The 21,214-nt window shown below is 65.1% G+C and carries 18 protein-coding genes; 8 read left to right on the top strand and 10 right to left on the bottom strand.

The genetic code is table 11. The features are described 5' to 3' along the window. The first annotated feature begins 407 nt into the window (after window positions 1-407). Window positions 408-866 (top strand): hypothetical protein, encoded by a 459-nt coding sequence (locus SPMU_RS00485; protein ID WP_245832639.1) that lies wholly within the window; start codon window positions 408-410, stop codon window positions 864-866. A gap of 693 nt (window positions 867-1,559) precedes the next feature. Here the strand turns inward: SPMU_RS00485 and SPMU_RS00480 are convergent. The 4 genes from SPMU_RS00480 to SPMU_RS17355 all read right to left on the bottom strand — a co-directional run bounded on the left by SPMU_RS00480 (window position 1,560) and on the right by SPMU_RS17355 (window position 6,734). Beyond that, entirely contained in the window at window positions 1,560-2,558 is a 999-nt protein-coding gene (locus tag SPMU_RS00480; protein ID WP_088330878.1) for a toll/interleukin-1 receptor domain-containing protein, read from the bottom strand. Between the two features lie 501 nt (window positions 2,559-3,059). Beyond that, window positions 3,060-3,755 (bottom strand): HPP family protein, encoded by a 696-nt coding sequence (locus tag SPMU_RS00475; RefSeq protein ID WP_088330875.1) that lies wholly within the window; start codon window positions 3,753-3,755, stop codon window positions 3,060-3,062. Window positions 3,756-3,761: 6 nt separating this feature from the next. After that, window positions 3,762-5,579, bottom strand: a complete 1,818-nt coding sequence (locus tag SPMU_RS00470; RefSeq protein ID WP_245832638.1) for a DUF885 domain-containing protein — start codon at window positions 5,577-5,579, stop codon at window positions 3,762-3,764. Window positions 5,580-5,888: 309 nt separating this feature from the next. Beyond that, entirely contained in the window at window positions 5,889-6,734 is an 846-nt protein-coding gene (locus SPMU_RS17355; RefSeq protein ID WP_088330871.1) for a cold-shock protein, read from the bottom strand. 283 nt (window positions 6,735-7,017) lie between these two features. On the opposite strand from SPMU_RS17355, the gene SPMU_RS00460 reads away from it, so the two are divergent. From SPMU_RS00460 to rpoN, 5 genes are all read left to right on the top strand, one after another. Further along, a complete protein-coding gene (locus SPMU_RS00460) occupies window positions 7,018-7,638 on the top strand; it encodes a ribonuclease D (protein WP_088330869.1) in 621 nt (206 codons plus the stop codon). A gap of 140 nt (window positions 7,639-7,778) precedes the next feature. Beyond that, on the top strand, window positions 7,779-8,417 hold the full coding sequence (gene lptC / locus SPMU_RS00455) for an LPS export ABC transporter periplasmic protein LptC (protein WP_088330867.1): 639 nt from the start codon (window positions 7,779-7,781) through the stop codon (window positions 8,415-8,417). Window positions 8,418-8,423: 6 nt separating this feature from the next. Then, window positions 8,424-8,948: an LptA/OstA family protein gene (locus SPMU_RS00450; protein ID WP_088330865.1), complete on the top strand. Its 525-nt coding sequence runs from the start codon at window positions 8,424-8,426 to the stop codon at window positions 8,946-8,948. Window positions 8,949-9,052: 104 nt separating this feature from the next. Continuing rightward, window positions 9,053-9,829 carry an LPS export ABC transporter ATP-binding protein gene (lptB, locus tag SPMU_RS00445; protein ID WP_088330862.1) on the top strand — a complete coding sequence of 259 codons (777 nt, stop codon included), beginning with the start codon at window positions 9,053-9,055 and terminating at the stop codon, window positions 9,827-9,829. Between the two features lie 117 nt (window positions 9,830-9,946). Beyond that, complete coding sequence (gene rpoN, locus SPMU_RS00440; protein WP_088330859.1) at window positions 9,947-11,431, top strand: RNA polymerase factor sigma-54; 1,485 nt, start codon at window positions 9,947-9,949, stop codon at window positions 11,429-11,431. Window positions 11,432-11,549: 118 nt separating this feature from the next. Here rpoN and SPMU_RS00435 read toward each other — a convergent pair whose 3' ends face one another. From SPMU_RS00435 to SPMU_RS00415, 5 genes are all read right to left on the bottom strand, one after another. After that, the gene (locus tag SPMU_RS00435; protein ID WP_088330857.1) at window positions 11,550-13,355 is read right to left on the bottom strand and encodes an acyclic terpene utilization AtuA family protein; all 1,806 of its coding nucleotides are present in this window, start codon (window positions 13,353-13,355) and stop codon (window positions 11,550-11,552) included. 93 nt (window positions 13,356-13,448) lie between these two features. Next, the gene (locus tag SPMU_RS00430) at window positions 13,449-14,738 is read right to left on the bottom strand and encodes an adenylosuccinate synthase (protein WP_088330855.1); all 1,290 of its coding nucleotides are present in this window, start codon (window positions 14,736-14,738) and stop codon (window positions 13,449-13,451) included. A gap of 127 nt (window positions 14,739-14,865) precedes the next feature. Beyond that, on the bottom strand, window positions 14,866-15,957 hold the full coding sequence (locus SPMU_RS00425) for an ATP phosphoribosyltransferase regulatory subunit (protein WP_088330852.1): 1,092 nt from the start codon (window positions 15,955-15,957) through the stop codon (window positions 14,866-14,868). Between the two features lie 212 nt (window positions 15,958-16,169). Further along, window positions 16,170-17,747, bottom strand: a complete 1,578-nt coding sequence (serA, locus tag SPMU_RS00420; protein WP_088330850.1) for a phosphoglycerate dehydrogenase — start codon at window positions 17,745-17,747, stop codon at window positions 16,170-16,172. A 120-nt stretch (window positions 17,748-17,867) separates the two neighbouring features. After that, entirely contained in the window at window positions 17,868-19,019 is a 1,152-nt protein-coding gene (locus tag SPMU_RS00415) for a phosphoserine transaminase (RefSeq protein ID WP_088330848.1), read from the bottom strand. Window positions 19,020-19,242: 223 nt separating this feature from the next. Between SPMU_RS00415 and SPMU_RS00410 the strand changes: the two genes are divergently transcribed. Both SPMU_RS00410 and SPMU_RS00405 read left to right on the top strand, forming a co-directional pair. Further along, window positions 19,243-19,890 (top strand): extensin family protein, encoded by a 648-nt coding sequence (locus SPMU_RS00410; protein ID WP_245832835.1) that lies wholly within the window; start codon window positions 19,243-19,245, stop codon window positions 19,888-19,890. Window positions 19,891-19,993: 103 nt separating this feature from the next. Beyond that, complete coding sequence (locus tag SPMU_RS00405) at window positions 19,994-20,875, top strand: LOG family protein (RefSeq protein ID WP_088330837.1); 882 nt, start codon at window positions 19,994-19,996, stop codon at window positions 20,873-20,875. 43 nt (window positions 20,876-20,918) lie between these two features. On the opposite strand, the gene SPMU_RS00400 is transcribed toward SPMU_RS00405, so the two are convergent. After that, on the bottom strand, window positions 20,919-21,206 hold the full coding sequence (locus SPMU_RS00400; protein WP_088330835.1) for a DnaJ domain-containing protein: 288 nt from the start codon (window positions 21,204-21,206) through the stop codon (window positions 20,919-20,921). Between the last annotated feature and the right edge of the window lie 8 nt (window positions 21,207-21,214).

The raw sequence follows: 21,214 nt of genomic DNA, 5'->3' as shown, positions 1-21,214 counted from the left end.
GGGACCAGGAAGGAGGCTGGCGCTGACTGTGTGGCTGCACACCAACGCCGAAGGCCTATTTGCGCTCACGGCTGACGAGGCGGGCGCCAGCCTTCCTGCGGACCTGGGCCCATGGAGCGCTCTCAGGCCCTCAATGCTCCGGACGGAGAACGCTGACGAAGCTGAGGCATCTCGGCTCATCATGGAACACGGATACTGCTGTTTCGAGTAAGGCTGTTGGCCCTTCTTGTGCCGCAGCGGCATGGCAGACCGAAGGGCCGTGGCCGCTGCCCTTTTGACCAGGCGGGACCTTGAGGCACTTGGGACCAGCCTGGAGCGTGTGCTTCCCCTCAAGGAGCTGGGGAGACTTGCAAGTTTCGAAGACCTACTAGCCCGCTGGAGCACGTGGAGGGTATCAAGCGGTCACTATGGCGCCAGTGCTCCGGGACACCCTCTCAGCGGTCGCTAAGGCCATGCAGTCCGCCCAAGAGCCCTGGTGGATCATCGGGAGTACTGCGGCGACCCTGCATGGTGCCACGCCGATTGACGTTGCGGACGTCGACGTGCTGCTCAGCGTGCCAGATGCTCATCGCGTCCTCCCGACGATCGGCGTTGAGCCTGCCAGAGGCGAGGGGAGCCACCTCTTCCGGTCCGAGGTCTTCGGAACGTGGCGGGACAATGAGTTGCCGGTCGAGTTCATGGCGGGCTTTCACGTCTGCGGCGCTGAGGGGCGTTGGGCGCCTGTGGCGCTCAGGACGCGTGAGGGCCTTACGGTAGAGGGTGCGGAGGTGTTCGTACCGGGCCGTAAGGAGCTTCTGGAGCTGTTTAGGAGCTTTGGGCGCCCGAAGGACCTTGAGCGGGTCCGTTTGTTGCAGTCGCTTGCTTAGAGCGCCTACAGCGTCGCTTTGGCATTCTTGTGCCGCAACTTCGTGCTTTCGAGTATCAAATAAGTAAGTCGAACGCTGCAACCCCTCGGGCGGGCCGAGCCTTGCTTCCCGAGTGGGAAGACGTAAGGTCCCTGCGCGGGTCGTTTTCCCTTGGGCCTATGGCCTCCGGCTTGCAAACGGAAGGCGGCGCTACCTACAGGTCCCCCCTTGAAGTTGCGCCGCCTCCAACCAGTCATTGCAATCTGAGCGGCAGCAGCCGCCGTTAAGAGCCTGAACACTCCGCCCCATGCAGCGGCGTACCGGTGGGTCTTGCAGGGGCTCTGCGGGCCGAACCGCACCGTCAGCGACGACGAGGCGCCTTAGACCAGGAGGAGCATAAGGGACGCGTGCGGACGCCGGGTGCGCCTGGGAGCCCTCGGACAGCTCTTCCACTCTTTGGAGGATGGTCAACAAGAGCTGATCCTGAAGGCCGCTAGGGACCTAGTGGCGATGCTGGAGTGCGGAGAGAGGCCCCCAGCGAACTTATGGCTCGGACTGTAGCGGGAGGGGCTTCGAGGGCTGTAAGGGCGTTGTGGGACTATGGGGCAGGAGTGGCGGATTTGAGGGACTTTCTGGCCGCACCGTGTCGAGTTTGACATAGCGGGGCCTTCTAGTCGCGCAGTTTACCAGCGGCCCCGCATGCCCCCCCTTAGGTTACGGTGTTACGAACGGCGCAACCGTATCCTTAATCTGCAACATGAAGTCGCCGTCGAATGTCACGCGCAGCTTCCCCAAGACGCTATCCGTCTCAACGAAGCCGTTAAAGGTTCCCACCACTTGATCGTCTTGATTTAGATACCCGGTGGCTTCGTAACCGCTAACCTGGTCTATATCCACGTCCGTGGTTACTGGTCCTTGAGCGCCCATCATCCATAGCGGCATACCCGCTTCGCGCCGATCTTTTTCGTCCACGAAGCTGAAAGTAGTGGGACGGTCCGGATCAGTCGATATAGTCTGATCGTCGGATGCGACGTCTATGCTATCCAGTCCCAGGTCCGCATTCAGCTCGTGAAGCCCTTCAAACGGCGCACGGAGTTTGAAGTTGGCGACAAGGGCGCCCTTATCGGACCGGGCAATATATCCGCCCGTTACTGTGAAGCTTGTTCCCTCCATTTCCGGAACGGGCACACTAAGATTGCGATAAGTGACAAAACCTCCAATCACCCGTGCATTTCCGCCGAAACCGGGCGCTATCGGCTCGCCCTTATCGATAATCGGGTTTTCGACGCCCATCGCTTTCAGAAGAACCCCGAGGCCGCGCTCCCAGCCGAATTGCGGGATGTCGGCATATTGGATGTCGCTGAGCTGTCTGCCTCCGCCAATCTCGATGTCAGGTAGCGGTTCGTTGTCGGCCTTAACGGGCACGATCCAGCGACGACCAGGCGGCCGCATCCTGGCTTCCTCGGCCGCAAGCATCAATTCCTGATTGGCAACACTGCGACCGCGTTCGGCCCATTCACGGGTGAAAATTGGCAAATAGTACCCGCCCTCCTGGATGGCTTCGCGAAGCACCCGCTTCCACTCGTCACCTGGCACGATGCGCCCAGGGTCTTTGGAAAACCACGGGTCAAGTCCGTTCGCTCGGAGTTGGTGAGCGATCCACGATGCTAACTTCGCGTTCTGCATAACGTAGGAGATAAATACGTGCGCCATCGATCATCCCTGTTGCGTCGTCGGCTCTCAACGTGCCGTGGATTGGCCCAAAATCAAGCACTGTCCCGTACATGTGCCGATCTCTGAGATAGGAGCCCCTCATTGGGCTTGCGTCACGCAGTCGTGAGGTACAATATGGCAGGACAGCGCCGAGCGTGGGCTAGACGGAAAACGGCAGAAATGCGTGGTTCTTAGTCGGTGGGGGAAGCCTCCTGTAAGCGGCACCACCTTCCTCTACCAACCGTCCCCGCCTTTTGCCAAATGAACCTTGGCCGTTGGTTGTTTGAATGCTGCCCGAAGCTTCGACCGGCCGGAAATCGCCCAGGTCGTAGCATAACTTAGAGGGAAGATGCTGCGACACATGTCCCAGCGCCTGCTTCCGATCAGGCGGTTGGCCTGTGATGGGGCAATTAGAAGCGGGCGCCTCCAGATTGTGGCACGCTCACATGCTCGGGCGGATGCAATGTAAACACACGCGCTGTTGAACGCAGCGTCGTGTGCCTACTTCGCGCCGACTCGCCCTCGTCGACCCGCCCGGACTTTCGCATGGTGCGAAACCCGGGCGACAAGCAGCGCCAGATCTTCGCGGCTGATGTCGAATGTCTCGCCCAAATCGGCAAGCGCACGATCGAGGTCCTCGGGATGGGGCTCCGGCACACGATCGGCCTGCTTGGGCAGCGCGTCGGCGCGATGCGGATAGGAATGACCAGAGAAGCGGTGAAACAGCAGCCCGGCCATCGCGAGCAGGATGGCGTTGATGCCGACCGGGACCAAGGCGAACATATAGCCCGCGGACGCGATCTCGGCCCCGCCGATCACGGCGGTGAGCGCCGCTGCGCCGCCAGGCGGATGCAGGCAGCGCAGCAGCGACATGACCAGGATTGCAGCGCCGACGGCCACCCCGGCGGCTAGCGCCACGTCCGGCACGAGCCGCGCAACGGTGATGCCGACCAGGGCGGAAATGATGTTGCCGCCGATCACGGGCCACGGCTGTGCCAGCGGGCTGGCAGGCACCGCGAAGATGAGCACTGCGGAAGCCCCCATCGGTGCCACGATCATCGGCAGCGGCGCGGCGGTCTTCAGCAGGAGAAAGCTCGCCGCCGCCGTGATGCCGATGCCCGCCACCCCGCCAGCGCTCGCGACCAGACGATCACGCAAGGTTGCGCCCGCAAGGATCGCGCGAAAGAGCGGAAACATCGCGGCTTATCGCTGGCTGGCGATCCAATCCGCGACCTTTTGCTCCAGCACCGGCATCGGCAACGCGCCCGTATCGAGAACGGTGGCGTGGAAGGAGCGCGGATCGAAGCGGCTGCCGAGCGTGCGCTTCGCCTCTGCCTTCAGCCGGAGAATGGTGAGCTGCCCGATCTTGTACGCAAGCGCCTGCCCGGGGATCGCGATGTAGCGCTCCACCTCCGCCACGGCGTCCGTTTCCGGCATCGGCGAATTGTCGAGCATGTAGCGAATGGCCTGATCACGGCTCCAGCCCTTGGCGTGGATGCCGGTGTCGACCACCAGCCGCATCGCGCGCAGCATCTCGTCATTCAGGCCGCCCATGCGCTGATAAGGATCCGTCTCGACGCCCAGCTCGGGATACAGCGTCTCGGCGTACAGCCCCCAACCCTCGGCAAAGGCGGTATTCCCGCCGAAGCGCATAAAGGCGGGCAAGCTGGCATTTTCCTGCGCCAGGCTGATCTGGAAGTGATGCCCCGGCACCGCTTCGTGGAGATACAGCGTCTCCATCCCCCAGAGATACCGGTTCGGAAGGTCATAGGTGTTGTAATAGAACACGCCCGGACGCGAGCCATCGGGTGTGCCCGATTGATACGAGCCGGCAGCCGCAGTCTTCTCCCGGAAGGCGGGGACCGGCCGGATCTCCAGCGGCGTCTTGGGGATCAGGCTGAACTGCTCGCGTACGCGCGCATCCACCTTCTTGCCGATCGCGGCATAGCCCGCCGCAATCTCCTCGGCAGACTTGGGCTGAAAGCGTGGATCGGTGCGCAGGTGCTTGAAGAAGGCGGGCAACGTGCCAGTGAACCCGGCGCGCGTCTTCTGCGCCTCCATCTCGGCCAAGATGCGCGCCACCTCGGACAGGCCGAGCTGATGCACGGCGTCGGCCTTTAGCGGCAGGGTAGTGCTGTTCTCGATGAGATACTCGTACCAAGCGCCGCCGCCCGGAACGGCCGACAGCCCCACCGTATCGCGCGCGCGCGGCAAATACTCGTTCTGGAGGAAGTCACGCAGGCGCCGATGTGCCGGGTTCAGCACCTCGCGTACCTGCTGCGCATAGGCCTTGGTCAAGCGCGTCCGGTCCGCCGCACCAACCGCATCGGGAAACTTCGTGACGGGCTCGTAGAACAATGATGCTTCCGGTGCGCCGGCCAGGATGTGATCGAGTTGCCCGATGACGTTCTGCACCACCAGTTTCGGCGGCATGATGCCGCGCTTCATGCCGGTCCGGGCGCGGGCGATCATTCGATCGACGACCGCAGCGTATTGGATGTTGCGCTTCAGATTGTTGTCATAGTCGAGCACCGTCTTGAACGGTGCCGCGCCCTGGCTGGAGGCAAATTCGGGGTAGAAGGTCTGCAACCCGCCGAAGTGGTTGATCGGCAAAACCTCGCTGATCCGCAGCAGCGCCGGGGCATAGCCCCGAAGATCGCGCTCGCGATCCGATTTGAACACATCGTAAGCAATCCGGCCGACGGGCGAGAGGCGGGCACGATCCACGCGCGTCAGCGCTTTAAGATCGTCCACCAGCGCTTGCTGCTCGGCCTTCTCATAAGCGGGCGTCAGGTAATCGCCCAGGCGATCGGCATAGCGGAGATCGCCGCGAAAAATCGCCTCCACCGGGTTCCGACGCAGCCTTGCTTCGTCGCTGCCATCGAAGATCTGGCGCAGCTTGGCGCCCTCCGCCGCGGCATCGCCGGCGGGAACTGCGCCACGGGGCGCCGCGGCGAGCGCCTGGGCGGTGGCAAGCGCGGGAACGGCGGCAGACAGAAGCAGCGGAAGGAGGACGCGCAAGGGTTTGCCTTTCGAGTGGGTTGCGCCCGACGGGGGCGAGCCGGTCCTTGCCAGTAACGGAGGCGTTTTGGAATGCTCTGCCGAAGACGGTGATCGGCCCGACCAGCGGTCCTCGCGTTCTCCAGAGGATGGCGAGCCCGTCATGGCGGGGCGCCAGCGCTTACAGCCGCGGACTTTGCGGCCCCCTGCGAAACGTCAGGGCAAACGCAGAGCCACGTCTCTTGCGCCGCGTGCGGTCGTGACAAACGAAATGGGCCGCCCGGTTGCCCCGGACGGCCCTTCCCTCTCCTATTTACGAAGCGGGGGTAATCAGCTGGACGAAGACAGGTTCACTGCCGCGTACTTGCCACGGCGATCGACCTCGATCTCGAAGGACAGACGGTCGCCTTCATTGAGGCTCGACATGCCGGCACGCTCAACGGCCGAGATGTGAACAAACGCGTCAGGCTGACCATCGTCGCGCTGAATGAAGCCGAAGCCCTTCATTGCGTTGAAGAACTTAACCGTCCCGGTTGCCTTCTCGCCGGTCAGCTGACGCTGAGTCCCGCCTGCACCAGCGCCGGCACCTGCGCCGCGCGGACCGCGATCACCGCCAAAGCCGCCTTCGCGCGGCGGCGGAGCACGATCGGTCACTTCCATCGGCTCGCCGTCGATCTTCAGCTCGGTCGCCGAGATGCGGCCGCCGCGATCAACCAGGGTGAAGCCGAGCGGCTGGCCTTCTGCCAGACCCGAGAGGCCCGCCTGCTCCACGGCCGAGATGTGCACAAACACGTCCTCGCCGCCGTCATCGCGAACGATGAAGCCGAAGCCCTTTTGGCCATTGAAGAACTTTACAACGCCGGTGCCTTCGCCAACGACTTGTGGGGGCATGCGATTTCCACCGCCGAAGCCACCACCGCCGCCGCCGCCGCCGCGGAAACCACCACCGCCGCCGCCGCCGCCGAAGCCGCCGCCACCGCCGAAGCCGCCACCGCCGCTGCGGAATCCGCCGCCACCGAAGCCGCCGCGATCACCACCGCCGAAGCCACCACCGCCGAAGCCGCCGCCGCCGAAATCACCGCCGCCGCCGCCGCCGAAGTCGTCGCCACCAAAGCCGTCACGCTTGTCGCGCCCGCGTCCGCCACGATTGCCGCGGCCACCTTTTTCGTAACCCATAAACCCTGTTCGTCTTCCCGCTCCGCCCGCAAATCAGTTTCAAGACCCACGCGATGGACGGCCGACGCAGGGCTTCGTGACGCGGAAGCTGATGCGCCACTGGACACGCCATAGCGCAACAACGCGCCGCCTGCGAACAGATTCGTCGCCAAAAGCAAGTATCGCGGACCGATCATTGCGTAACTGTCGCGTTGAAAGCACAGCTTATCGCGCAAAAGTTCATCACAGCCGCGCTTCTTCGCCGGTTGTTGAGCCCGGAGCACGCGCGCGCTACGGCGTGATCATGAGCGTTTATTTTCACGAAGAAGATCTCCCCGGTGATGTGTTCGCGCCGGGTGCACCGCTGGCGGTGGACACCGAGACCATGGGCCTGATCACCCCGCGCGACCGGCTTTGCCTGGTGCAGATTTCGGACGGGCTTGGCGACGAACACCTCGTCCGCTTCAATCCCGGCTCCAGCTATGCAGCGCCCAACCTGCGGGCCGCGCTGGCCGACCCTGCACGGTTGAAGCTTTATCATTTCGGCCGCTTCGATATCGCCGCAATCCGTCATTACATGGGCATCGTCGCGGCGCCTGTTTATTGCACCAAGATCGCGTCACGCCTGGTGCGCACCTATACCGACCGGCACGGGCTGAAGGAGCTGGTGCGGGAGTTGCTGGGCCAGGATATCTCTAAGCAGCAGCAATCTTCCGATTGGGGCGGGCCGGAACTCAGCGAGGCGCAGCGCGAATATGCGGCGTCCGACGTTCGATATCTGCATCGCCTCCGGGAGGAGCTTGATCGCCGGCTGGCGCGTGAGGGACGGACGGCGCTTGCTCAGGCGTGCTTCGACTTTCTGCCGCACCGTGCCGAACTGGATCTGGCCGGCTGGCCGGAGGCCGATATTTTCGCGCATGTGTGAGGGAGGTTTCGGCTCTCTCGTGCGGCGCTCCGGCGCGCGGGCGCCGGCGGGTCGCGCGGCGGGAGCACGAAACTATTGCTGCGCACAGCGTTTTGTAAGCGCCGCTCTGGCGCAAAGGTTTACCGCGGGGACGCGCGCTTATGTCTGACATCGCGATCCGGGACCGCACGCGGCGTCAGCGCTGGGCAGCCCCCGGGAGCCGGCACGACAAGATCATCAGGACCATGTACTGGCTGCTGCCGGTGCTGATCGGCGTGCTCGCAGCGTTCCTGGTCATGGCGCCACTGACGACGGCCGGCGACGTTTCGTTCGTGCTCGACAAGAACAAGGTCGAAGTCGCGAAAGAACGTTTGAAGATCCAGCGCGCGCAATATCGCGGATCCGACGCAAAGGGGCAGCCCTTTGCCCTTAACGCCGGCTCCGCCGTGCAGCGCAGCTCAGCGGAACCGGTGGTGGAGATCAACCGGTTGGCGGCGCAAATCCGGCTTGAGGACGGGCCAGCCACGCTGACCGCGCCGACCGGACGCTACGACATGGAAAGCGAGCGGGTGAAGGTGGACGGGCCGATCGCCTTTCGCGGGCCGAACAATTACACCCTCGATACGCAGGATGCGACGGTCGACTTGAAGACCCGGACCCTGGCCTCGCGCGATGGTGTCACAGGAACGGTGTCCCAGGGGAATTTCAGCGCCGACCGGCTTGATGCGGATCTGGAAGCCCGAACGGTAACGTTGCGTGGCAATGCCCGCTTGCGCGTGAACCCGCGAGGGGCGAGATAGCGCGCCATGAAACGAGCGGCCCTTCTCGCCCTTCTGTTCGCGTCCAGTGCGATCGCACAGACGCGCCACAACACCAACGCGCCGATTGATTTCGGCGCGGACACGATCGAGTTGCAGGATCGCGCCAATCGCGCGGTGCTTTCCGGCAATGTGGCGGTGCGCCAGGCGGAAATGTCGCTGAACGCGGCGCGCGTGACGGTTAATTACACCGGTCAGGTCGTCGGCGGTAATCCGCAGGTCTCGCGCCTCGATGCCGCTGGCGGCGTCGTGGTGCGGCGTCCCGACCAAACGGCGCGGAGCCAATATGCGGTCTACGATGTCAATCGGCGAATCATCACCATGGTCGGTGCGGTCAGTCTGACCCAGGGTTCGAACACGGTGAACGGCGGACGTCTGACGATTAATCTCGATACCGGCCGCGCCGTGATCGACGGTTCGTCGGTTCGCGGCGGCGGAACAGGCGCAGGCAATGTGACGACGGCGCCGTCGGGTCGCGTGACCGGCACGTTCTCCGTTCCGAACCGCAACTGATCGCAAGAGGGCTTCCGTCACGACGCAACCTCATGCATGAATCCTGCCAAGTCGGCACGGGTTAGGTCCGCCGGCCGGCGTGAGCGCAAGGGTGCAGACGAACGATGGACAATATCACCACCCTCTCCCCGGCGGAGCCGATCCACGAAGCGCCGATCTCGAGCGGCCTTCAGGTCGTCTCCATCGCTAAGTCCTACGACAAGCGAGTCGTTCTAAGCGACGTATCGGTTTCCGTGGGGCGCGGTGAAGTGGTCGGGCTGCTCGGGCCGAACGGCGCCGGCAAGACGACCTGCTTCTATTCTGTGATGGGCCTGGTGAAGCCCGATGCCGGCCGTATCATGCTGGATGGCGAGGATATCACCGGCCTGCCGATGTATCGCCGGGCGATCCTGGGCCTGGGTTATCTGCCGCAGGAAACGTCGATCTTCCGCGGCCTCACGATCGAGAAGAACATCCTGACGGTGCTCGAACTGGCGGAGCCCAATGCGGCCGCCCGGCAGCGCAAACTGGATACGTTGCTGGAGGAATTCGGCCTCACGCGGCTGCGCGATGCACCGGCGATGGCCCTTTCGGGCGGCGAGCGGCGCCGTGCCGAAATCGCTCGCGCCTTGGCGGCCGATCCGTCGATCATCCTGCTTGACGAGCCTTTTGCCGGCATCGATCCGCTGTCCATCGCGGACATCCGCGCGCTGGTGAAACAGTTGAAGCAGCGCGGCATCGGCGTGCTGATCACCGACCACAATGTGCGCGAAACGCTCGACATCGTTGATCGCGGCTACATCATTTACGATGGCCGCGTGCTGTTCTCCGGTGCGCCGGCCGACCTGGTGGCCGATCCCAACGTCCGGCGGCTGTACCTGGGCGAAGAGTTCTCGCTCTGAGCTGATGGGGATGAACGCTATCCGCGTCATGCCGGTAGGAAGTGGCATCAGCCCCGATGCACCTGGCGTGATAGGGTGTAGGGGCAGCCTCGCTGCGTCTGCGAGCATGCTGGTGGCATGAGCCTGGCCCCGCGCCTTGATCTGCGCCAGTCGCAATCGCTGGTGATGACGCCGCAGTTGCAGCAGGCGATCAAGCTGCTGACGCTGTCGAACCTCGAAATCGAGGGCGTCATCGCGGAGGAACTGGAAAAGAACCCCCTGCTCGAAACCGTGGCGCCGAGCGACGACGCGCCGGTCGCCGAGCGCGTACCCGATCCGCTACGAGACGAGCCCGCCCCGGCCGATGAACTCGTCCTCGCCGGAGAGGCGGCCGGCGAGACGCTGGACGTCGACATCACCGCCGAGCGGTTCGATGACAGCCCGTCCGACAGCATCAGCAATGCCGGCGACGGACTCGGTCTGAACGGCGCCGCGGGTGCACCCGGGTCCGAAGCGCCCGATATTGATGCCTTCGCCGCGGCGAGCCTATCGCTGGCGGATCACCTTCTCCAGCAAGCAGGCGAGGTGTTGGCGGGCGCGGACTTGTTCGTCGCGCAGCACCTCATCGATCTTATAGACGAGACGGGGTACCTCACCGCCAATTTGCTCGACGTCGCCACCAGGCTCGGGGTGCCGCTGGCGCAAGTCGAGCGGATCCTTTCCGTCATCCAGACCTTTGATCCGACCGGCGTCGGCGCGCGCGACCTGGCGGAATGTATCGCGCTGCAAGCCGAGGAAGCGGATCGGTACGATCCCGCCATGGCGCGATTGATCGACCATCTCGATCTCGTCGCGCGCGGCGATCTCGCCCGGCTCAAGCGCATCTGCCAGGTCGATGACGAGGACATGGCGGACATGATCCGCGAGCTACGCAACTACGATCCGAAGCCGGGCTGCCGATATGGCGGTGAGCCGATGCAGGCCGTGTCCCCGGACCTTCACGTGCGCCGAACAAGCGCCGGCTGGATCGTCGAGCTGGACAGCTCAACCCTACCCCGCGTGCTGGTCGACCGGCGCTATCATGCAGAGCTCGCCTCTGGGGCGCAGGACAAGGCGTCGAAGGCGTGGCTCGGCGACATGCTGGCGAGCGCCAACTGGCTGGTGAAGGCGCTCGATCAGCGGCAGAAGACGATCATTCGCGTCACCACCGAGATCGTGCGTCAGCAAGAGGCGTTCTTTCTCAACGGCGTCTCGCATCTGCGACCGCTGACCTTGCGCCAGGTCGCCGATGCCATTGAGATGCATGAATCGACGGTCAGCCGGGTGACGTCGAACAAATACCTCAGCTGCGCGCGCGGGCTCTTTGAACTGAAGTACTTCTTCACCTCGGCCATTCAAGCGGCGGACGGCGGCGATGCCGTGTCGGCAGAGGCCGTGAAGAGCGCGATCAAGAGCCTGATCGCCAACGAAGGCGCCAAGGTGCTGAGCGACGATACGCTGGTCGAACTGCTCAACGCCAAAGGCTTCGACATCGCGCGGCGCACCGTTGCGAAATATCGCGAGGCGCTGGGGATCGGCAGTTCGGTGCAGCGCCGCCGGCAGCGGGCGCTGGGAGGCGGATAGCCGCCGCGGCGGTGTCTGCCTCTATCATGCCCGCCTTGGGCGACGCGGCCATCTGCCACGCGCTCAGCAAGAAGCCTGGGTTAGATCCGGCCCGCCGAAGCGTAACGGCCGTGTCGGCTCACCCCACAAGCCGCTGCGGTACCTTCACCTTCATATCCAGCAATTGCTGCGCCTTGCCCTTCGCCAGCGCATCGAGCCGAAGGCTGGCGAACTGGCCGCCGCCGAGCGACTGGATGCAGTGGAGATTGATCGCGTTCATGCCGGGCAGCTCGTAACGGCGCACCTCCGGGTGGCTGGCGCCCTGGAACTCGTGCGCGAAGAACGCCTTCACCGCTTCCTCGGTCAGCCCGGCGCGAATCCACGGCAGGAACTCCGGCCGACGCGCGATCACGCCGACGTTGAAGGCATTCCCCTTGTCGCCCGAACGTGCCCACGCGATCTCGATCAGCGGCACTTCGACCAGATCGTCTTCAATCGCGGGCTCTTCTGCGGGATCAGGCCGAACGATCATCGCTTCGTCAAACGGGCTCGCGGGCGCTGGATTGGCGACGGTGATCGTCTCACCGCCAAGTGACACCTTCGCCGATACGGACGCGCCATCGACCAGGAGCGAGAAGACTTGCGACACCGGCGAGATCGTGGGCCGCGCACCAAACCAGCCCGTCGATCCGACGCTCATCGACGTGGTCGGCGATTCGAATTCGCGCATCATGATGCCGAGCGCCTCGGCGTCCTCATGCTCCGCGCCGATCCGCGCGATCACCTCGCGCGTCGCGGCAAGCGCCGGGTTGGCCTGCGCGCCATAGCTCGCCTCCGTGCCCAGCAGCTCGACCCGCGTGTCGCGAAGTGGCGGCAAGTTGCGCCCGCGCAGCATCTCGCCAACGCGGGTGAGCACCGCGTCGGCCTGCGCCTGCGCCTTCTTGGCCGCATCGCGGCCGACCACCGGCATGATCCCGATGAAGCGGTGGCCATTTTCGAAGGTGACGCAGGTCTTGAGCTTGCCGGTGGGCGGATAGCCCTTTGCGTTCGACACGCGCACCCGACCCTCGCCGTCCTGCGTCACGCTAAGCTGCGAGAAATCGCATACCACGTCGGGCAGGGCATAAGCCTGCGGATCGCCGACCTCATACAGGATCTGTTCGGATACGGCGGCGGGCGAGACGAGCCCGCCGGTCCCTTCCGGCTTGGTGACGACGAAATCGCCGTCGGCGTGGCATTCGATGATCGGATAGCCGATGTGCGCCCAATCCGGCACCTTCTCCCAATCGGTGAAGAGACCGCCGGTCGCCTGCGCGCCGCATTCGATGACATGCCCCGCGAGCGATCCCGCGGACAGCTGATCATGATCGTCGGCGCTCCAGCCGAATTCATGCATAAGCGGCCCGAGCGTCAGAGCGCTGTCCACCACGCGGCCGGTGATGACGACCTCGGCACCCGCAGCCAGCGCCGCCGCGATCGGGCCGCCGCCGAGATAGGCGTTGGCGGTCCACACCTTCTTGGGATCGGGAAAGGGGGCGTCGCTGAACATCTCGACCACGCCGGCTGAGGCGAAGTCGGGCACGCGCTCGATCAAGTCATCGCCGGTCACGATCGCAATGCGAAAGGACAGGCCAGCCTCTGCCGCGATCTTTTCCATGCGGGCACGGCAGGCTTCCGGGTTCACGCCGCCAGCGTTCGTCACGACGCGCACGCCCTGCCCCTTGAACGCGTGCAGATTGTCCTTCCACACCCATTCGGTGAAGTCGCGCGCATAGCCCTGGTCGGGGCGGACCTGCTTCAGCTGACCGAGCGGCGCCATGGTCGCTTCGGCGAGATAGTCGAGGATCATGTAATCGAGATTGCCGGCCGCCAGCAGTTGCGGCGCCGCGACCGAACTATCCCCCAGGAACCCGCCAGCGCCGCCGATCCGGACTATCTTGGCCATGTCTCTCTCCCGCGTGTTTGGCGGAAGACGTAGAGGAAAGCGGCGTTGAAGCAAGCCACCCTCCCCGCTGACACGGGGAGGGTCGGCATTGCCTTAATCGGCGAACGGATCGCGCACGAGGATCGTGTCTTCACGCTCCGGGCTGGTGGAGACGAGCGCGACGGGGCAGTTGATCAGTTCCTCGACGCGCCGGATGTACTTGATTGCCTGCGCCGGCAGATCGGCCCAGCTACGCGCGCCGGCGGTCGACTGGGACCAGCCCTCCATCGTCTCGTAAATCGGCTCGACCGCGGCTTGATCGGCGGCATGCGACGGGAAGTAGTCGAGCGTTTCGCCGCGCAGCTGGTAGCCGGTGCAGATCGAGATCGTCTCGAACCCGTCGAGCACGTCCAGCTTGGTCAGCGCGATGCCAGTGATGCCGCTGACCGCGGCGGACTGGCGCACCAGCACCGCGTCGAACCAGCCGCAGCGGCGCTTGCGTCCCGTGACGGTGCCGAATTCATGCCCACGCACGCCGAGCCGCTCGCCCGTTTCGTCCTCGAGCTCGGTCGGGAATGGGCCGGAGCCGACGCGCGTGGTGTACGCCTTGGCGATCCCCAGCACGAAGCCAACCGCGCTCGGCCCGAGCCCGGAGCCACCAGCAGCGGTGCCGGCGATCGTGTTGGACGAAGTGACGAACGGATAGGTGCCGTGATCGATGTCGAGCAGCACGCCCTGCGCGCCTTCGAACAGGATGCGGCGGCCGCGCGCGCGCGCTTCATTCAGGTCACGCCAGACCGGCTTGGCAAAGGACAGGACAAAATCGGAGATTTCGCGCAAGTCCGCGACCAACCGCTCGCGGTCGATCGGCGGTTCGCCAAAGCCGGCGCGCAATGCGTCGTGATGCGCGGTGAGGCGATCGAGCTGCGGATCGAGATCGTCGAGATGCGCGAGGTCACACACGCGGAGCGCGCGGCGCCCCACCTTGTCCTCATACGCCGGGCCGATGCCGCGCCGCGTGGTGCCGATCTTGCCCGCGCCGCTCGCATCTTCACGCAAGCCGTCGAGATCCCGGTGAAAGGGCAGGATCAGCGTGCAGGTCTCGGCGATGCGCAAAGTGTCAGGCGTCACCTTCACGCCCTGTGCGGACAGCTTTTCCACCTCCGCCCGCAGTGCCCAGGGATCGAGCACCACGCCGTTGCCGATCACCGACGGGGTGCCGCGCACGATGCCGGACGGCAGCAACGACAGCTTGTAGACCTGGTCGCCGACGACCAGCGTATGGCCGGCATTGTGGCCACCCTGGAAGCGCACGACCATGTCTGCGCGCTCGGCCAGCCAGTCGACAATCTTGCCCTTGCCCTCGTCACCCCATTGGGCGCCGATCACCGCTACATTTGCCATGGATACACAACTCCCCCTGCCGGGGTGATCCTGGCCGCCCTTCGACAGGACTCGGCGGCAAGGAGGGTCCAGAAATGCGCCGCGCGGTTAGCGGGGCGCGGTGGTGACTGTCAATTGCGGACGATGCCTAGAGCGGCCGCGCCTCGCCATCGACGAACAGGTGCGTACATAATTGCTTCTCCGGCGTATCACCCGCCTCGAGCGCCGCAACCGTCACCCACCCAGCCTGGCGCATGGCAGCGCCCGCCGCCTCGGGGGTGCCGACCGGCAGGAACAGGCGGCGGCGCTCGGCAACTGCGTCACTCGCGATTGACGCTGCGAAGAGCGAGAAGCCGGTTGCCGCTTCCTCTGCTCCATTCTCGTGCATCAGCGTGTAGGTGCCGCCGCGTCCAACTTCGCGGGTCGCCCCTTTGGCGAACAGCGAGAAACCGAGCCAGGTCTGATATTCAAAGCCGTGCCGCTCGGTCGGATCGAGCGTCAGCGTCGCGCGATCCCCTAGGGCAGCGGCGATCGCTTCCAGCCCGTCGAAGCGCGACGCAAGCACCTTGCTGGTATCGAAATCGCGCAACCTTTGGATTGCCGCTGCGAACGGCCCCGCCGCCTCGATCAGCGGTAGATACGCCGGGGCAAGCTCGGCCACGGCCCCAGCGTCCTTGGCATCGAGCCGATCGCGCAGATGCTCGGCATCCTCGACCGGCAACGGCCCTGCCGCCAGCGTGTCCACCAGGTCGGGCAAGGTAAAATCGACCGACACGCCCGTGGCGCCCGCCGCCGACAGCGCTTCCACCGCCACCGTGACCAGCTCGCGAGCCGCGGCGACGGTATCGAGCCCGATCAGCTCGCACCCGATCTGCCGTGCTTCACGCTCCGGCTGCAGCGCACCGCCACGCAGCTTGAGCACCGAGCCGGCGTAACTCAGCCGAACGGGGCGCGGGTGATGCGCCATGCGCGTGGCGGCAATGCGGGCGACCTGCGCCGTGATATCCGGGCGGATCGCCATCGTGCGCTGGCTCACCGGATCGACAAAGCGGACCGCATCGGAAAGCCCGCCGTCCTTCAGCCGCGAGGCAAGCCCTTCGGCAAATTCGGCCAGCGGCGGGTCGACGCGCTCATAACCATAGGAACGAGCAACGCCGAGCACGCGCGATTCCACCGCAGCCGCGGCATCGGCATGCGGTGGCAAGCGATCGCGGAACCCCTCGGGAAGAAGCGTGGTCACGCCGGCACCTCCGCGATGGGGCGGACAGGAAGATCGGCGAGCAAGGCGCCGGCCACAAACTTTGATTCAATGATCGTCAACACGCCGGCCTCGTTGCCGATCACCTCGGCGTTGGTAAAGCGGATAACGTCTTTTCGGGCGCCTGAACTGCGCGAGTGCCATTGCCGGTAGCAAGCGGCCCTCCCCGGGGGAGAGCCGCTTGCCGCGTGCGTTCAGAACTTCAGGCCCATCGCGGTCTTCACGCCCGGCAGCGCCTTGACGGTGGCGAGCAGTTCCGGGGTCACCTGCTCGTCGACTGAAAGCAGCAGCACCGCTTCCCCGCCAGCCTGGCGGCGGCCGAGGTGGAAGGTGCCGATGTTGACGCCCGCTTCGCCGAGGGTTGTGCCGAGGCGACCGATGAAGCCGGGCGCGTCCTCGTTGACGACGTAGAGCATCGCGCCCGTCAGATCGGCTTCGACCTTGATCCCGAACAGCTCAACCAGGCGCGGCGCGGCATCGCCGAATAGCGTGCCGACGACCGACCGCTCACCATCCGCCGTGCGCACGGAGACGCGCAGCAGCGTATGGTAATCGCCCTCACGCTCGGTGCGGATTTCGCGCACTTCGACCCCCCGGTCGCGCGCCAGGACGGGCGCGTTGACCATGTTGACCGTGTCGGTCTGTGTGCCGAGGAAGCCTTTCAGCACCGCGCTGGTCAGCGGCTTCGGGTTGAGCTCCGCCGCGGCGCCTTCGCTGTGGATCGAGATGCGATCGATTGCGCCATGCGCCAGCTGGCCGACGAGGCTACCAAGCTTTTCAGCGAGGCCCATATAGGGCTTCAGCTTGGGCGCTTCCTCTGCCGTGAGGCTCGGCATGTTGAGCGCGTTGGTGACGCCGCCCGAGACGAGGTAGTCCGCCATCTGCTCGGCGACCTGGATCGCGACGTTCACCTGCGCTTCGGTGGTCGACGCGCCGAGGTGCGGGGTGGAGATGAAGTTCGGCGTGCCAAACAGCGGGCTTTCCTTCGCCGGCTCGGTGACGAACACGTCGAGCGCCGCCCCGCCAATATGGCCACTGTCGAGGCCTTCCTTCAGCGCCGCCTCGTCGATCAGGCCGCCACGCGCGCAGTTGATGATGCGAACGCCCTTCTTGGTCTTGGCAAGGTTCTCGGCCGACAGGATGTTGCGGGTCTGGTCGGTCAGCGGCGTGTGCAGCGTGATGAAGTCCGCGCGGGCGAGCAGCTCGTCCAGCGTCACCTTCTGCACGCCCAGCTCGAGCGCGCGTTCCTCGGTGAGGAACGGATCGAACGCCGCCACCTTCATCTTCAGGCCAAGCGCGCGGTCGGCGACGATCGAGCCGATGTTGCCCGCGCCGATCAGGCCCAGCGTCTTGCCGGTCACTTCGACACCCATGAAGCGGTTCTTTTCCCACTTGCCCGCCTGGGTCGACTTGTCGGCCTCGGGAAGGTCTCGCGCCAGCGCGAACATCAGCGCGATGGCGTGCTCGGCCGTGGTGATCGAGTTGCCGAACGGGGTGTTCATCACGACCACGCCCTTCGCCGATGCGGCGGGGATATCGACATTGTCGACGCCGATGCCAGCGCGCCCGACGACTTTCAGGTTCGTCGCGTGCTCGAGGATGTCCTTGGTCACCTTGGTGGAGCTGCGGATCGCCAGGCCGTCATATTCACCGATGATCGCCTTCAGCTCATCCGGCGTCTTGCCGGTGATCTCGTCCACTTCGACGCCGCGCTCGCGGAAGATCTGCGCCGCCTTGGGATCCATTTTGTCGGAAATCAGTACCTTAGGCATGTTCGTATCCTAGATACGGCCGTCATCCCCGCGAAGGCGGGGTCGATAACCGCTGTCCGAGCGGCTCTTGTGGACGACCTGGAGCATATGGATTCCCGCCTTCGCGGGAATGACGATGAGTCAGGCGGCCTTGGCGGCCGCGTAGGCCCAATCGAGCCAGGGACCGAGCGCAAGGATATCCGCGGTGTCGACCGTGGCGCCGCACCAGATGCGCAAGCCCGGAGGGGCATCGCGATAGCCGCCGATGTCATAGGCGGCGCCCTCAGCCTCGAGCAGCGAGACCATCTTCTTGATCACCGCTTCCTCGGCGTCGACCGTCAGGCAGACGCTGGTGGTCGAGCGCGATGCAGGGTCGGTCGCGAGGTGACCCAACCAGTCGCGCGTCTGGACGATCTCGTCCAGCGCCCTGGCATTCGCATCCGAGCGCGCGATTAGGCCGTTCTCGCCAAGCGACTTCGCCCATTCGAGGGAGAAGATCGCGTCTTCCACCGCCAGCATCGACGGCGTGTTGATCGTCTCGCCCTTGAACACGCCCTCAGCGAGCTTGCCCTTGGAAACGAGGCGGAAAACCTTGGGCAGCGGCCACGCCGGCGTGTAGCTCTCCAGCCGCTCGACCGCGCGCGGGCCGAGGATCAGCACGCCATGTGCGCCTTCGCCGCCCAGCACCTTCTGCCACGAGAAGGTGGCGACATCGATCTTGTCCCACGGCAGGTCGTAGGCGAACACGCCGCTGGTCGCGTCGGCGAACGACAGCCCCTCGCGATCGTCGGCGATCCAGTCGCCGTTCGGCACGCGCACGCCGCTGGTGGTGCCGTTCCAGGTGAACAGCACGTCGTTCGACCAATCGACCTGCGCCAGATCCGGCAGTTCGCCGTAGTCGGCGCGGATAACCGTGGGGTCGATCTTCAGCTGCTTGACGGCGTCCGTCACCCAGCCTTCGCCGAAACTTTCCCAGGCCAGCGCGGTGACCGGGCGGGCGCCCAGCATTGTCCACATCGCCATTTCGAAAGCGCCGGTGTCGGACCCGGGAACGATGCCGATGCGGTGCGTATCGGGGAGCTTCAGCAGCTCGCGCATCAGGTCGATGCAATATTGGAGACGCTGCTTGCCGATCTTCGAGCGGTGCGACCGGCCGAGCGTGGCATCGGCCAGCTTGGCGGCATCCCAGCCCGGCGGCTTGGCGCAGGGTCCAGAGGAAAAATAAGGTCGCGCCGGTTTGGTGGCGGGTTTCGCAGGCGCATTGGTGGCGTCGGCGAGCGTCGTGTCAGTCATATCTGTCTCTCCTTACAGAGAGCGCGCGCGGCGTTGGGACCGCGTGGCCCGCCGACGGCTCTAGTGTCGGCAAGGTAACGTGGCAACCGCCCGCCGGTGCCCGTGGATCGGCTCGCCCCTCCAGGTGCTCCGTTCGCCCCGCCGGCTGCTGCAGCCGCTTTCTTTCTGATAAAGTATGCGAAAATGGAGGAGGCGCCATTCTCGATCGGCGCAGGCGGGGTAGATCGTGCGTTCGATTTTTTTGTTGGCGACGGCAACGATGCTGGCGTCGTGCGGCCGATCCGAACCGCCGGCGCGCCCTGATTCGCGCGTGCCGGCTCGCGTGATCGATGGGCCGTCCGCACGTGAGACGGCGCAATGTCACCGCGACCTGCGGACGCTGGGTGTCGCCTACGAGCCGCTGCCCGATCGCACCTTTGGCCCGGGATGCGGCATCGTCGGCACGGTGAAGCTGCTGGACATTGGCGTGCCGACCACGAACCTGGGCGCGATCCGCTGCGGCCAGGCGCGCACCTATGCGCAATGGGCGCGCAATGCCGTCGCCCCTGCCGCATACCAGATCCTGGGCAGCGAACTCGCCAAGGTGGAGAGCATGGGCAGCTACAGTTGCCGCAATGTCGCCGGCAGCGCGCGCCGTTCAGGCCATTCCCTCGCCAATGCCATCGATATCGGCGGCTTTCTGCTCAAGGATGGTCGGCGGCTCACCGTGCTCGGTGACTGGGACTCTCCCGATCCGGATGTGCGGCGCTTCATGCGGGTGATCCACGCATCGGCCTGCAAGCGCTTCGGCACCGTGCTTGGCCCCGAATACAACAGCGCGCATCGCAACCACTTCCACCTCGAGGATGATCGCGCCGGGTTCTGCCGCTGAGCGCCAGTCCGTCACGGAGCGAGACGCGGGCAGGCCGTGGCCGGCCGCCCATGAACAAAAAGCGGATCGATCCGTTGGCGAAACTCCTCTAGGGCCCCTTGAAATGACAGAAACACGCGTACCCAGCCGCACCTTTCCTCGTGCGCGCCAGGATGCCGAATCGGCCAAGACCGGCATCTCCACTCCGCAAACCGAAAATCCGGCTTATCGCCTCGCCTTTCAGGATATGGACTTCCTGCTGCGCGAGGATCTGCGTCCGATCCGCTTCCAGCTCGAGCTGCTGAAGCCGGAACTGCTGCTCGAAGAAGCCCATATCGGCTCCACCTTCGTGATGTATGGCTCGGCCCGCATCCCGGAGCCGGCCAAGGCCGAAGCGATGCTGGAAATGGCCGATCCGGAGCATCGGCACATCGCCGAGCGGCTGGTCGCGAAGTCCAAATATTACGACATGGCGCGCGAACTCGCCCGCCTCGCCAGCAACTTCCCGCGTGACGAGCAGGGCAAGCGCCACTTCGTCGTGTGCTCGGGCGGCGGGCCGTCGATCATGGAAGCGGCGAACCGGGGCGCGGCCGATGTTCACGCCGAATCGATCGGCCTCAACATCGTGCTGCCGCACGAACAGGCGCCCAATCCTTATGTGACGCCGTCGCTATCGATGCAGTTCCACTATTTCGCGCTGCGCAAGATGCACTTCCTGCTACGCGCCCGTGCCCTTGCCGCTTTTCCGGGCGGGTTCGGCACCTTTGACGAATTGTTCGAACTGCTGACGCTGATCCAGACCGGCAAGGTGAAGCCGATGCCCGTGCTGCTGTTCGGGCGCGAATTCTGGGAAAAGGTGGTGAACTTCGAGGCGCTGGTCGAGGAAGGTGTGATCTCAGAGCGGGATCTCGGCATCTTCACCTATGTCGAAAGCGCTGCGGAAGGCTGGGCGGTCGTTCAGCGTTTCTATCAGGATCGTGACCGGCAGGATCCGACCGCGGCCTGATTCTCCTCAATCTCGCAAGGAGCGCCGGGTCTCATCCCGGCGCTTACTCCGCCCGCCCCAGCAACAGGTCACGCGCCGCGTTCAGTGCGCGCGCTTCCTCTGCCGAACCACCCCGGTCAGGATGCGCCTCCGCCATCAGCCGCCGGTGCGCCGCGCGAATCGTTGCCGCATCCGCCGCCCGGTCGATGCCCAGCACGCGCCGGGCGGCCGCGGCATCGCGCGGCTCCTGCACAACCGCGCGTTGCCGCGGCTTGGCCGGGCCAAGCCCATGCTTCCACACACGCCAGCCGGCGTAGGCGACCAGCAGGGCGATCAGCAGCTTGAAGATCATGCCGTAAA

Source organism: Sphingomonas mucosissima (assembly GCF_002197665.1).
In the GTDB taxonomy this organism is placed as follows: Bacteria; Pseudomonadota; Alphaproteobacteria; order Sphingomonadales; family Sphingomonadaceae; genus Sphingomonas; species Sphingomonas mucosissima.
Note: the sequence above shows the minus strand (reverse complement) of the source record. Positions and strands in the feature narration are given on the sequence as shown.

Coding starts and splice junctions, on each gene's coding strand:
- SPMU_RS00485 (WP_245832639.1), top strand. CDS start 408: ATGGCGCCAGTGCTCCGGGACACCCTCTCAGCGGTCGCTAAGGCCATG.
- SPMU_RS00480 (WP_088330878.1), bottom strand. CDS start 2,558: ATGGCGCACGTATTTATCTCCTACGTTATGCAGAACGCGAAGTTAGCA.
- SPMU_RS00475 (WP_088330875.1), bottom strand. CDS start 3,755: ATGTTTCCGCTCTTTCGCGCGATCCTTGCGGGCGCAACCTTGCGTGAT.
- SPMU_RS17355 (WP_088330871.1), bottom strand. CDS start 6,734: ATGGGTTACGAAAAAGGTGGCCGCGGCAATCGTGGCGGACGCGGGCGC.
- SPMU_RS00460 (WP_088330869.1), top strand. CDS start 7,018: ATGAGCGTTTATTTTCACGAAGAAGATCTCCCCGGTGATGTGTTCGCG.
- lptC (WP_088330867.1), top strand. CDS start 7,779: ATGTCTGACATCGCGATCCGGGACCGCACGCGGCGTCAGCGCTGGGCA.
- SPMU_RS00450 (WP_088330865.1), top strand. CDS start 8,424: ATGAAACGAGCGGCCCTTCTCGCCCTTCTGTTCGCGTCCAGTGCGATC.
- lptB (WP_088330862.1), top strand. CDS start 9,053: ATGGACAATATCACCACCCTCTCCCCGGCGGAGCCGATCCACGAAGCG.
- rpoN (WP_088330859.1), top strand. CDS start 9,947: ATGAGCCTGGCCCCGCGCCTTGATCTGCGCCAGTCGCAATCGCTGGTG.
- SPMU_RS00435 (WP_088330857.1), bottom strand. CDS start 13,355: ATGGCCAAGATAGTCCGGATCGGCGGCGCTGGCGGGTTCCTGGGGGAT.
- SPMU_RS00430 (WP_088330855.1), bottom strand. CDS start 14,738: ATGGCAAATGTAGCGGTGATCGGCGCCCAATGGGGTGACGAGGGCAAG.
- serA (WP_088330850.1), bottom strand. CDS start 17,747: ATGCCTAAGGTACTGATTTCCGACAAAATGGATCCCAAGGCGGCGCAG.
- SPMU_RS00415 (WP_088330848.1), bottom strand. CDS start 19,019: ATGACTGACACGACGCTCGCCGACGCCACCAATGCGCCTGCGAAACCC.
- SPMU_RS00405 (WP_088330837.1), top strand. CDS start 19,994: ATGACAGAAACACGCGTACCCAGCCGCACCTTTCCTCGTGCGCGCCAG.
- SPMU_RS00400 (WP_088330835.1), bottom strand. CDS start 21,206: ATGATCTTCAAGCTGCTGATCGCCCTGCTGGTCGCCTACGCCGGCTGG.